Source organism: Streptomyces sp. NPDC060000 (assembly GCF_042737375.1).
GTDB lineage: Bacteria > Actinomycetota > Actinomycetes > Streptomycetales > Streptomycetaceae > Streptomyces.
Map to the genome: position 1 here is coordinate 12,158 of NZ_JBHWUU010000055.1, position 10,803 is coordinate 22,960.

Consider the following 10,803-nt stretch of genomic DNA (forward strand, 5'->3'; position numbering starts at 1 on the left):
CGCCCGGGTCCTGTGTCACGGTGCTGGGAGGCACCACAGGAAGGGGTACGCGCGCGTGGGCGACCTGTTTCTCGTGCGGCACGGCGAGACCGAGTGGTCGCGTTCGGGCCGGCACACCGGATCGACGGACGTCCCGCTCACCGAGCACGGCCGGGACGAGGCACGAAGGCTGGTGCCGCTGATCCGCTCGCTCCGGATCGGGGCCGCGTTCGTGAGCCCGGCGCGGCGGGCGCGGGAGACGGCGGAGCTGATCGGACTGCACGGGGCCCGGATCGACGCCGGTCTGCGGGAGTGGGACTACGGCGGCTACGAGGGCGTCACGACGGTCGACATCCAGCGGACGCGACCGGGCTGGTTCCTCTTCACGGACGGGGTCACGCCCGGCCCGCCCGACCATCCCGGGGAGACGCCCGAGCAGGTCGGCGAACGGGCCGACCGGGTGCTGGACCAGGTGGACGCGGCCCACGCCGACACCGAGGGGTGCGTGGTGCTGGTGGCGCACGGACACTTCCTGCGGGTGCTGACCGCCCGCCGGCTCGGCCTGCCCGCGTCGGCGGGAGCCCTGTTCCAGCTGACGACGGGAACGCTGTGCCGACTGGGCACGGAGCACGGGCGGCCGGTGATCGCCGCCTGGAATGTCAGACCCGGGCCGTAGCCTTCGAGCAGGTCCCCGCCGGGGACAGCACTCGGAGGGAGCATGCCGTGACCCGACCGCCGACCGCCGCCCAGCGGCGTGTGATCGAGGCCGCCGACCCGGTCACCGGGCGGCTGCGGGGTACGCAGCCGCAGCTCGCGGCGCTGGTGCGGCAGGGGCTCGCCTTCCGGCACCCCCGCCCGCCGCACGACCACTTCCTGACACCGGCGGGGCACCGGATACGGGAGGACGTCCCGTACCCGGTACGGGAGGACGTCCCGGCGCCCGAGGCAACCACCGGAACCGCTGCGGAGACCGCCGGGCAAGCCGCTTCCCGGGCTCACCCCGAGCCGACGGCGGCGGACACGGGTGTGTTCGCGGCGCGCGTCGGCGGCGAGGAGGACGGCGGGGCGTCCGCGCCCTCCCGGACCCGCGAGGTGCACAGCGCCTGGCAGGGGCTGCTCGAACTGCGCCGGATGACCAACCCGGACGGGGACACCGGCCGGCCGTGCGGCTGGGAGCGCACCCACCTCGTGCGGGCCGCCGCGCTCGCCCTGGAGGCGGCCGGTCACCGCCCCGCCGGGCCCGAGGGCACCGACGGCTACCGGGTGCGGGCGACCCCGCAACCGGAGGCGGTCGCCGTGCACGGGCCGGACGACGCGTCACTGCGGGCCTGCGCGGCCACCCTGGAGACGGCGGGCTGGCAGGCCGGCGAGCACACCGACCGCCGGGCGAGAACGCGCTATCTGCTGGCTTCCCCACGCCGGGCATGAGGGACATGCCAAGATCGATGGGCAGGCCACCGACATCGAGAAGGGGACACCGTGAGCGAGCCGTTCTCCGTCCGGATCACCGTACGCGGATACGAGACCGACGTGCAGGGCCACCTCAACCAGAGCGTGTACATCAACTACGCGGAACACGCCCGCTGGTCGCTGCTGCAGGCCGCCGGCATCAGCCAGGCCGGCCTGGTCGCCAAGGGGGTCGGCCCGGTCGCCCTGGAGACGACCATCCGCTACCAGCGCGAACTCCTGGCCGGCGACGAGGTCGACGTGACCTGCGTCTTCGAGTGGGGCGGCGGAAAGACGTTCCGGATCGAGCAGACCATCCGCAAGGCGGACGGCACGGTTTCCGCCCAACTCAGCTCGGTCGGCGGGCTACTGGACCTGGAGAAGCGCCGGATGGTCACCAACCCGCAGGACTACTTCAAGGAGATGGCCAACGATCCGAGTCTGTTCGGGCTGTAGCGGTTCACACCGGCTCGCTCTCCCGCTCGGTGTCATAGGCCGCCCGCGCCTCGGCGATGTAGACCCTGTTGCGCTCGGCCCAGTTCGTCAGACGTTGCAGAGTCTCGTGCAACTCGTCCGCCACCGACGTCAGTTCGTACTCGACCTTCGGTGGCACCGTCGGATGCACCGTGCGGGTGACGAGCCCGTCGCGCTCCAGGTTGCGCAGGGTCAGGGTCAGCATGCGACGGCTGATGCCCTCGATGCTGCGCTCCAGCTCCGTGAAGCGGATGGGGCCGTGCGCCGCCGCGACGAGGATCTGCACGCTCCATTTCCCCGACACCCTGTCAAGAACCTCTCGTACCGGGCAGGCGTGCGCGTTCACGACCTGTGAGGTAACACCGGTGTTCCCCTGTGACATCGAAGTGCCTCCTTATGCCGCTCTCCATGGTTATCCACGATGGACCCCGTTACAAGTCGTGCACCAAGGGTTGCCCTGGAGAATGTGGAGACCACGCCGCCATGACCGACATCGTCGAGTCCCCGACACCGACACCGACACCGACACGAACGTACTCCCGCTGGGCATCCCTCGTCGTCCTCTGCGCGGGCACCCTGATGACGATTTTGGACGGCAACATCGTCACCGTGGCCATGCCCGCCATCCAGAACGACCTCGGGTTCAGCGGCCCGGGTCTGGCCTGGGTCGTCAACGCCTATCTCATCCCCTTCGGCGGTCTGCTCCTGCTGGTCGGCCGGCTCGGCGACCTGGTGGGACGCAAGCGGATGTTCACGGCGGGCCTCGCCGTCTTCACCGCGGCGTCCGTGCTGTGCGGGGTCGCCACCGGCCAGGAGGTGCTCGTCACCGCGCGTGCCCTGCAGGGTGTCGGCGGGGCGATGACCTCGGCGGTGGTTCTGGGCATGCTCGTGACGCTCTTCCCCGAGCCGCGTGAACAGGCCCGTGCCATCGCGGTGTTCAGCGCTGTCGGCGCGGCGGGCGGCGCACTCGGCACGTTCCTCGGCGGGGCGCTGACCCAACTCCTCAGCTGGCACTGGATCTTCCTCATCAACCTGCCGATCGGCATCGTGGCCTGGTTCGCGGCCGTCCGCGTCCTCGCGCCGGAGAAGGGCGCCGGGCTCGGCAGGGGCGCCGACTACCCGGGCGCGGCCCTGGTCACGAGCGCACTCATGCTGACGGTGTACGTCATCGTCGGCGCCGGCGGCCGCGACGCCACCGCCACAGCTCTCCTCGCCCTGCTCGCCGCGGCCCTGTTCACGGGGTTCGTCCTCCGCCAGGCCCGGGCCGAGCGCCCGCTGCTGCGCCTGCGGCTGTTCGGCTCCCGGCTGCTCAGCGGGGCGAACGCCGTCCAGGTCCTGATGATCGCGACGATGTACGGGTTCCAGTTCATCGGTGCGCTGTATCTGCAACGCGTCCTCGGTTACAGCGAGTTGGCGACCGGTACGGCGTTCCTGCCCGCGCCGATCGCGATCGGCCTGCTGATGCTGGTCCTCTCCGCGCGGACCATCGACCGCTTCGGCCCGTACCGCGTCCTGTCGGCCGGTCTGCTGCTGATCACCGCCGGGATGGCGCTGCTGAGCCGCGCACCGGCCGACGGCTCGTACGCCGCCGACTTCCTCCCGCCCATGCTGCTGATGGCCGCCGGTTTCGCCGCCGCGATGCCCGCGCTGACGGGGCTGGCCATGTCGGGAGCACGGGAGGAGGACGGGGGCCTGGCGTCCGGACTCTTCAACACCACGCAGGTGGTGGGTGGTTCGCTCGGCCTGGCGGTCCTGTCGACCCTGGCCGCGAGCCGTACCGACGACCTGCTCGACGGGGGCACACACCTGCTGCCGGCCACGGCGGAGGGCTACCAGCTGGCGTTCCGGGTGGCGTCCGTCCTCGCGGCGGCAGCGCTGCTGCTGGCGGTGACGGTACTGCGGACGAGGCGGCCGGAGCGGGGCGGGCGCTGAATTCGGATGCGCGAGGCCGTGCGGTCCTGCGATGCTCCGGTTCCATGTCCGCACGACGTGTGAAACCCAGCCTCTACATCTCCGTCGACGTCGAGGCGGACGGTCCGATCCCGGGGCCGTACTCGCTGCTGAGCCTGGGCGCCGCGGTCGCGGGGCGGCAGGACGCCGACGGGTTCACCGCGGCCGATCCCACCCGGCAGACCTTCTACCGTGAACTGCGTCCGATCAGCGACGAGTTCGCCCCCGAGGCCCTGGCCGTGAGCGGTCTCGACCGGGGTCGTCTGGTCAAGGAAGGGCTCGAACCCGCCCTGGCGCTCGCCCAGTTCACCTGCTGGGTGCGCGAGGTGAGCGACGGCGCCCAGCCGGTGATGTGCGGCTACCCGGCTTCGTACGACTGGACGTTCCTCTACTGGTACCTGATCCGCTTCACCGGGGAGAGCCCCTTCGGACACTCCGGCTGCCTCGACATGAAGACGCTGTACGCCACCAAGGCGGGGGTGCCGCTGCGGGCGGTGGCGAAGCGGACGATGCCGGCGGAGCTGCTGTCGAGGCGCCCCCACACGCACCATGCGCTGGACGACGCCGTCGAACAGGCCGAGCTGCTCGCGAACCTCATGGCGTGGCCGGGGCCCGGCTCGTCCCGGTGAGCTCCTCCCCCGCCTCCATCGGGTGGGTCACGTCCGTCGCGTTCCGACCCCGGCGGTCATGGAGGTACCTGGAAACGAACCGGGACGGTGAGGAACCGCTCCGGGGCACGCGCGTCCACGCGCACCTCGGTCACGGCCACCACGGACCCCGCTCGGAGGTCCGTGGCGCCCGGTCGAGGGCCGTCCCCCTAGACCGGAGTCCAGTGCTCGCCCGTGGGAAACAAGTCCCAAACGGGCAGGGCGTGTTCAGCCCTGTGCGGCGATCCGCGCGAGTCGCTGCGCTTCCTCGCGCGTCGAGCGGGCGATGGCGTCCTCGTCCGCGTGCAGCAGACGGCTGTTGTCGACGATCTGACGGCCGTTCACGAAGGAGGCGGTGACGGGGGCTGCCGCGCCGAGGACGAGGGCGGTCACCGGGTCGGCGATGGAGGCGTGGGCGAGGGTGTCCAGCTTCCACAGCACCAGGTCGGCCAGCTTGCCCGGCTCCAGGGAGCCGATCTGGGAGGCGCGCCCCAGTACCTGGGCGCCGCCGAACGTACCGAGGCGCAGCGCCTGACGGGCGTTCAGGGCGGCCTCGCGATGGGTTCCTAGGCGGTTGATGAGCAGGGCGTTGCGCAGCTCGGTGTGGAGTTCGCCGGACTCGTTGGACGCCGTGCCGTCGACACCGAGGCCGACCGGGACCCCGGCCGCCAGCATGTCGGGGACGCGGGCGATGCCGGCCGCCAGCCGGGCGTTGGACGACGGGCAGTGGGCGACGCCCGTCCTGGTCCGGGCGAAGGCGTCGATGTCGGAGTCGTTCATGTGGACGCAGTGCGCCATCCACACGTCCTCGCCGAGCCAGCCGGTGGACTCGAAGTAGTCGGTCGGGCCCATGCCGAACAGCTCGTGGCAGAACTTCTCCTCCTCGACCGTCTCCGAGCCGTGGGTGTGCAGGCGCACTCCGAGTCGTCGCGCCAACTCGGCTCCCTGGCGCATCAGTTCGGTGGATACGGAGAAGGGCGAGCAGGGGGCGACGGCGACCTGGGTCATCGCGTCGAAGGAGGCGTCGTGGTACTGGCCGACGGTCTCCTCGGTGGCGGCGAGGGCGCCCTCCAGGGTCTCGACGGCGAAGTCCGGGGGCAGACCGCCGTCCTTCTCGCTGCGGTCCATGGAACCGCGGGCGAGGGTGAAGCGGACGCCCATGTCGCGGGCGGCGCCGATGATCGCGCCGGACAGGTCACCGGAGCCCTTGGGGAAGACGTAGTGGTGGTCCATGGCGGTGGTGACGCCCCCGCGGGCCATCATCGCGAGGGAGCCCTGGGCGGCCGCGCGGACCATCCGCTCGTCGATGCGCGCCCAGGTGGGATAGAGGGCGACGAGCCAGTCGAAGAGGTTGTGGTCGGTGGCCAGACCCCGGGTGATCCACTGGTAGAAGTGGTGGTGGGTGTTGACCAGGCCCGGGGTGACCAGGTGCCCGGTGGCGTCGATGCGGCGCTCGACGTTCTCCAGGCCCTCGGGTGCCCGGCCCGCGCCGAGCGACTCGATCCGGTTGCCCGCGAGGACGACATACCCGTTCGCGTACTCGGTGTCCTGGGCGTCGACGGTCGCGATCGCACAGTTCTCGATGACGATGCGCCGGTCTGCTGCCATGATCTTCGTCCTTTTCACTCAGTCGCATCCGGTGGAGAGGGCACGGCAGGACCCGGGAGTTTGAGTGCCGTGGCCGGCAAGGCGCGGGCTCACCGGCCACGGGTGCCGAAAGGAGGGGTCGGTACGGCTCAGAGGTTGGTGAGGTCCACCGGGATCCTCGCCTCGCAGCCGTCCCGCAGCACGGTGGCCTCGATCAGGCCGTAGGGACGGTCGGCGGCGAGGTAGACCGCTCCGTCGGCGGTGTCGTTCTTGAGGCCGAACGGCTTCAGGTCGACCAGGAAGTGATGCTTGTTGGGGAGCGAGAACCGGACCTCGTCGATCTCGGCGCGGTGGTCGATGATCCGCGCGCCCATCGCGTAGAGGGTCTGCTGGAGGGAGAGGGAGTAAGTCTGCGCGAAGGCCAGCAGCATGTGCTTCTTGACCTGGGCGTACGACTCCTCCCAGTCCGGCGTCGGCCGGCCGTCGTCGGTCCAGTTGAAGCGCCAGCGGCTGGACACCTCGGTCGCCAGGATGCGGTCGTGCGCCTCGGGCAGGGTCGTGTACTTGTCCTTGACGTAGCCCCAGAACTCGGAGTTGGTCGAGTTCATGACGGTCAGGTCCTTGAGCCCGGAGACGACCTCCCAGGAGGAGCCGTCGTACGTGATCTGGGTCAGACGCGTCTCCTGGCCCTGGCGGACGAAGGAGTGTTCGTCGTCGCCGGGCGTCTCGATCCGCTCCCAGGAGTACTCCTCGATGCGGATCCGCGCGGTCCTGATCGGTTGCTGCGAGGTCACGAAGTGGCGGGCGAGGTGGATGCCGAACTGCTCGGCGGACTCGATGCCGTACTCCTTGGCGAACGCGTACACCGTGTTCTTGGTGGTGTCGGTCGGCAGGACGTTGGCGTTCGAGCCGGAGTAGTGGACCTCGTCCATGTCGCCGCTCAGCGACACGGAGACGTTGAGGTCCTTGATGTGGTGGGTGGCGCCGTCCCGCGTGATCTTCACGACTCGGTTCTCGGCCTTGCCGTACTGGTTCTGTCCCAGGAACACAGGGCGGGCCGGGTGGGAATTGTCGGTCATCTAGCTAGCTCCCTCGGTAAACGGAGTAGCCGAACGGGTTGAGCAGCAGCGGTACGTGGTAGTGCTCGCCGGCCCTGACGGCGAAGGTGATCGCCACCTCCGGGAAGAACACTTCGGTGGCACCGCTGTCCCGATGCGCGGGGGCGTCCTGCTGCGTCTCGGCTTGCTTCTTCTCACGGCGCTCGAAATACGCCTCCACGGCGAAGTCGAGCCGTACCTGGGTGGTCCCCTCCGGCAGCGCCGGCAGATCCTTGCACCGGCCGTCCGCGTCGGTCGCGGAGCCGCCGAGCGCCTGCCAGTCTCCGCCCTGCCCGTCGTGGGCGCCCCGGCCCGAGCGGGCGGAGAGGTGGACGGCGACGCCCTCGGCGGGCCGGCCGATCGAGGTGTCCAGGATGTGGGTGGACACCGATGCGGTGGTGCTGGTGCTCATGGGGTGTCTCGGTCCTCTTCGACGAGTCGGGCGAGGCGGATACGGTTGATCTTGCCCAGTTCGACGCGGACGATCTCCCGCTCCTGCTCCGGCGCGTTGCCGATCCGCTCCTTGACCGCGTCGCGCAGCTGCTCGCCGGTGCGACCGGTGGCGCAGATCAGGAAGACATGGCCGAACCTCTCCTGGTAGGCCAGGTTCAGTTCGAGCATCTCGGCCCTGAGTTCCCCGGAGGCACCGGCCATGCCGCGTTGTTCGCGGGCCGAGACCGGGTCGCCGGCCCTGGGGCGGCCGATCGGCGGGTGGCCGGCCATCGCCTCCGCCAGGTCCGTGGCGGTCAGGTCGGCCATGGCCGCGTCGCTGACGGCGTACAGGCCGGCGACGGTGGCGTAGGGGCGGCCCGCGAGCAGCCGGCCGGCCCACGTGGTGGAGGCGCACGCCTCGTGGAGCGCGGCGAGGGCCGTCGACTCCTCGAGATCGTTGAACCGGGCCAGGCCCGGGGGTGGGGAAGTCGACGTCACGTGAGCCTCCGTGGCCGCGGGCGGCCTTCGTGCTTGAGCGGACTGCGGCCAGCTAACGCCTCTGCGCGACATCGCGTCAACACTTTGTTGAAAATTCCGGGTAACGAAACCCGTGGGGTGCCCGCCGGGCACCTACCGGCCCCGCCGGTACCGCCGGTCCCTGCCGGCCCGCGTCGCCCCGCCGTCGAACCCCGCCGTCGGCCTTGGGGCGCGCTCCCCGCAGGACACCCCGGTGAGACCGCTCAGGCCTCTCTCTCCCGGTTGAGATAGTTGTAGACCGTGAAGCGGCTCACGCCGAGCGCGCCCGCCACGGTCTCCACGCCGTGCCGTACGGAGAAGGCGCCGCGCGCCTCGAGTATCCGCACGACCTCCTGCTTGGCCTTGCGGTCCAGATCGGCGAGCGGCTTGCCCTTCCTGCGCTCCATGGCGGCCAGGATGTGGTCCAGGGAGTCGGCGAGCTGCGGCAGGCGTACGGCGACGGCGTCGACGCCCTCCCAGACGAGCACGACGTCATCGGCACCCGCCTCGTCGGGCGGGAGCATCTCGCCGCCCATCGCGTCGACCAGCGGCTTCACGGCCGCGATGAAGGCCTCGTCACCGGAGGTGCTCACGCGCCCTCCCCGGTAACGTCGCCGCCGGCGTCTCCGCCCGCGTTCCCGTCGGCCTCCGCGATGACGTTGACCTGGAGCGAGATACGGGTGGCGCCCGCGCCGAGGGACTCGCGCAGCAGGGCGTCCACGGCACCGAGCACCGCGTCGGCGGCGCCCTCCACGGTGTTGCCGAACGGTCCGACGTCCACCGTGTCCAGGTCGGCCGCCTCGATCACCGCGCGGGCGACCAGCGCGTGCGCGGGTGCCTCGTCGAGGTCGAAGGGCTCGGTGGTGAACTCCACTTTCAGTCGCATCGCGCCCCACACCTCTCTGAACGGGACCGGACCGTCGGCGCCCGGACCCCGACCTTAACGGACCGGACGGACGATCACCCGGGACTCGGGATTCCCCTGCGACCGGTCTCCGGCGGCAGGTCGGGACCGCGTTCGACATGGCCTCCGACGCCGCCCCCGCCCTCTTGACAAGCCGCCCGCGCGAGCGGCAATCTTCCAATAGACAGAAACAAACTTCCGCAATACGGACTTATTACCTTCTCGACCTGCGCACGGGTCGCGGCCGGCTTATAGACGGGCGGCGGCTCGTACGTGTCCACGTCGAACTCGGTCTCCGTCTGCTGGACGTCGACCGGCAGGTCGATCAGGACCGGGCCGGGCCGCCCGGAGCGCATGAGATGGAAGGCCTGCTGGAAGACACCGGAGACCCGGGCGGCCTCCAGGACGGTGACCGCCATCTCGGTCACCGGCTTGGCGATGGAGGCGATGTCGACGGCCTGGAAGTCCTCCTTGTGGATCACGGCGGTCGGCGCCTGGCCCGTGACGCACAGGATCGGGACGGAGCCGCCGAGGGCGGAGTACAGCCCGGTGACCATGTCGGTGCCGGCCGGGCCGGAAGTACCGACGCAGACGCCGATGTCGCCCGGGTGGGTGCGGGTCTAGCCCTCGGCCATGTGGGAGGCGCCCTCGACATGGCGGGCGAGGGTGTGGTCGATGCCGCCGGAGGCCTCGAGCGCCGCATAGAAGGGGTTGATCGCCGCGCCGGGGACACCGAACGCGTCGGTGACGCCCTCGCGCTCGAGAATCTCGACTGCCGCGCGGGCAGCGGTCATACGAGCCATGGAGTACTCCTGCTTCGGCTGTCGGAATCGCTCTCCCGTCGCACCCCGCGGTGAGAACCGGCTTTTCCGTATTGCGGAAAGTATTTTCTGCTATACGGAAGTAATGTAAGTGGACGCGCAAAGGTCGTCAAGAGACGGACAAGCGGGGGCCCAAGGAGGACGATGGGGGTCATGTCCGAGAGCGTTCCGGTGCGCTGCCCGGCCTGTCGGCGCGAGCGCCTCTACACCGCACCGTCCTACCCGTGCGCGTGCGGTACTCCCGTCACGCCGGTGGTCGACCCCGGGACGGCGCCGACGGCCGTCGCACACCGCGCGTGGGAAGACGAGTGGGTCGCCCTGCGCTGCCCAGGCTGCGGCCTCCGCCACCAGTGGCCGCAGCCGGAACTGGGCTGCGTCTGCGGAGCGGTGCTACGGCTCCCGGTGACCGACCCGGCCCCCGAGCCCCAGCCCGAACCCGAGCCCGAGCCCGAGCCCCGGCCCGGGACAACCGCGACGGCACCCATATCACCACCGGCACCGCCTCCGGCACCCGCGTCACCACCGGCACCGGCACCAGCACCAGCACGGCGTGCCTTCCGGCCCGTCGCCATCCGAACCGCACGGGACGCGGTCACGGCCGCCGCGCTCTATCTGAACTGGCTCGGCCACGGGGACATCCGGCGGGCCGATCAACGGCCCACCTCGGGCATCGGCCTCGCCGCCCGCGGGCTCGTGGCGCAGGTGGACCCCAGCGTGAGTCCGGCCTCACCGCGGGACGTGGAGTGTCTGTGGCTGATGGCCATGACGGAGTCCGCGGACTGCGTCTACTTCTCCCTCGCCGGATACGACGACGACGCCCGTGCCCGCGCCGACCAGCTACGCGTCCCGCTCTTCGTCCTGGACCTCACCGGCACCCCGCAGCCGGTCAACGCGATGGCCGACGCCCTGGACGCGGGCAGCGTCTGAGGGCGACGGCACCACCGCGACAA

The 10,803-nt window shown here is 70.9% G+C and carries 13 protein-coding genes and 1 pseudogene; 6 read left to right on the forward strand and 8 right to left on the reverse strand.

What is annotated here, in order from left to right:
- Nucleotides 1-55: 55 nt before the first annotated feature.
- Genes ACFWBB_RS26770 through ACFWBB_RS26780 form a run of 3 tightly spaced genes read left to right on the forward strand, consistent with a single transcriptional unit; the run spans nt 56 to nt 1,881 of the window.
- Entirely contained in the window at nt 56-655 is a 600-nt protein-coding gene (locus ACFWBB_RS26770) for a histidine phosphatase family protein (RefSeq protein WP_385277395.1), read from the forward strand.
- Between the two features lie 47 nt (nt 656-702).
- Nucleotides 703-1,407, forward strand: coding sequence for a hypothetical protein (locus ACFWBB_RS26775; RefSeq protein ID WP_385277396.1), 705 nt, complete (start codon nt 703-705; stop codon nt 1,405-1,407).
- A gap of 51 nt (nt 1,408-1,458) precedes the next feature.
- Nucleotides 1,459-1,881, forward strand: a complete 423-nt coding sequence (locus ACFWBB_RS26780; RefSeq protein WP_385277398.1) for an acyl-CoA thioesterase — start codon at nt 1,459-1,461, stop codon at nt 1,879-1,881.
- Between the two features lie 4 nt (nt 1,882-1,885).
- On the opposite strand, the gene ACFWBB_RS26785 is transcribed toward ACFWBB_RS26780, so the two are convergent.
- Complete coding sequence (locus ACFWBB_RS26785) at nt 1,886-2,281, reverse strand: winged helix-turn-helix transcriptional regulator (protein WP_385277400.1); 396 nt, start codon at nt 2,279-2,281, stop codon at nt 1,886-1,888.
- A gap of 101 nt (nt 2,282-2,382) precedes the next feature.
- On the opposite strand from ACFWBB_RS26785, the gene ACFWBB_RS26790 reads away from it, so the two are divergent.
- Together ACFWBB_RS26790 and ACFWBB_RS26795 are read left to right on the forward strand one after the other, a co-directional pair.
- Nucleotides 2,383-3,831, forward strand: a complete 1,449-nt coding sequence (locus ACFWBB_RS26790) for an MFS transporter (RefSeq protein WP_385277402.1) — start codon at nt 2,383-2,385, stop codon at nt 3,829-3,831.
- A gap of 44 nt (nt 3,832-3,875) precedes the next feature.
- Nucleotides 3,876-4,478 carry a 3'-5' exoribonuclease domain-containing protein gene (locus tag ACFWBB_RS26795; RefSeq protein ID WP_385277404.1) on the forward strand — a complete coding sequence of 201 codons (603 nt, stop codon included), beginning with the start codon at nt 3,876-3,878 and terminating at the stop codon, nt 4,476-4,478.
- A 246-nt stretch (nt 4,479-4,724) separates the two neighbouring features.
- On the opposite strand, the gene ACFWBB_RS26800 is transcribed toward ACFWBB_RS26795, so the two are convergent.
- The 7 genes and pseudogenes from ACFWBB_RS26800 to ACFWBB_RS26830 all read right to left on the reverse strand — a co-directional run.
- Nucleotides 4,725-6,104 (reverse strand): 8-oxoguanine deaminase, encoded by a 1,380-nt coding sequence (locus ACFWBB_RS26800; RefSeq protein ID WP_385277406.1) that lies wholly within the window; start codon nt 6,102-6,104, stop codon nt 4,725-4,727.
- Nucleotides 6,105-6,232: 128 nt separating this feature from the next.
- Nucleotides 6,233-7,162 (reverse strand): factor-independent urate hydroxylase, encoded by a 930-nt coding sequence (gene pucL, locus ACFWBB_RS26805; RefSeq protein WP_385277408.1) that lies wholly within the window; start codon nt 7,160-7,162, stop codon nt 6,233-6,235.
- Nucleotides 7,163-7,166: 4 nt separating this feature from the next.
- Nucleotides 7,167-7,592, reverse strand: a complete 426-nt coding sequence (gene uraH / locus ACFWBB_RS26810) for a hydroxyisourate hydrolase (RefSeq protein ID WP_385277410.1) — start codon at nt 7,590-7,592, stop codon at nt 7,167-7,169.
- Nucleotides 7,589-8,110 carry a 2-oxo-4-hydroxy-4-carboxy-5-ureidoimidazoline decarboxylase gene (uraD, locus tag ACFWBB_RS26815; RefSeq protein WP_385277412.1) on the reverse strand — a complete coding sequence of 174 codons (522 nt, stop codon included), beginning with the start codon at nt 8,108-8,110 and terminating at the stop codon, nt 7,589-7,591. The genes uraH and uraD overlap by 4 nt, the downstream gene beginning before the upstream one ends.
- Nucleotides 8,111-8,352: 242 nt before the next feature.
- On the reverse strand, nt 8,353-8,721 hold the full coding sequence (locus tag ACFWBB_RS26820; RefSeq protein WP_385277414.1) for a helix-turn-helix domain-containing protein: 369 nt from the start codon (nt 8,719-8,721) through the stop codon (nt 8,353-8,355).
- Nucleotides 8,718-9,014, reverse strand: coding sequence for a hypothetical protein (locus tag ACFWBB_RS26825; protein ID WP_385277415.1), 297 nt, complete (start codon nt 9,012-9,014; stop codon nt 8,718-8,720). The genes ACFWBB_RS26820 and ACFWBB_RS26825 overlap by 4 nt, the downstream gene beginning before the upstream one ends.
- Nucleotides 9,015-9,160: 146 nt before the next feature.
- A pseudogene (locus ACFWBB_RS26830) lies at nt 9,161-9,835 on the reverse strand (thiamine pyrophosphate-binding protein); the annotation flags it as partial.
- A gap of 162 nt (nt 9,836-9,997) precedes the next feature.
- Here ACFWBB_RS26830 and ACFWBB_RS26835 point away from each other — a divergent pair.
- Nucleotides 9,998-10,780, forward strand: coding sequence for a hypothetical protein (locus ACFWBB_RS26835; RefSeq protein ID WP_385277417.1), 783 nt, complete (start codon nt 9,998-10,000; stop codon nt 10,778-10,780).
- Nucleotides 10,781-10,803: the final 23 nt, after the last annotated feature.

Excerpts from the sequence above, each read along its gene's own strand:
- ACFWBB_RS26800 (WP_385277406.1), bottom strand. The coding sequence starts at position 6,104 with ATGGCAGCAGACCGGCGCATCGTCATCGAGAACTGTGCGATCGCGACC.
- ACFWBB_RS26835 (WP_385277417.1), top strand. The coding sequence starts at position 9,998 with ATGGGGGTCATGTCCGAGAGCGTTCCGGTGCGCTGCCCGGCCTGTCGG.
- ACFWBB_RS26795 (WP_385277404.1), top strand. The coding sequence starts at position 3,876 with ATGTCCGCACGACGTGTGAAACCCAGCCTCTACATCTCCGTCGACGTC.
- ACFWBB_RS26785 (WP_385277400.1), bottom strand. The coding sequence starts at position 2,281 with ATGTCACAGGGGAACACCGGTGTTACCTCACAGGTCGTGAACGCGCAC.
- ACFWBB_RS26790 (WP_385277402.1), top strand. The coding sequence starts at position 2,383 with ATGACCGACATCGTCGAGTCCCCGACACCGACACCGACACCGACACGA.
- pucL (WP_385277408.1), bottom strand. The coding sequence starts at position 7,162 with ATGACCGACAATTCCCACCCGGCCCGCCCTGTGTTCCTGGGACAGAAC.
- uraH (WP_385277410.1), bottom strand. The coding sequence starts at position 7,592 with ATGAGCACCAGCACCACCGCATCGGTGTCCACCCACATCCTGGACACC.
- ACFWBB_RS26825 (WP_385277415.1), bottom strand. The coding sequence starts at position 9,014 with ATGCGACTGAAAGTGGAGTTCACCACCGAGCCCTTCGACCTCGACGAG.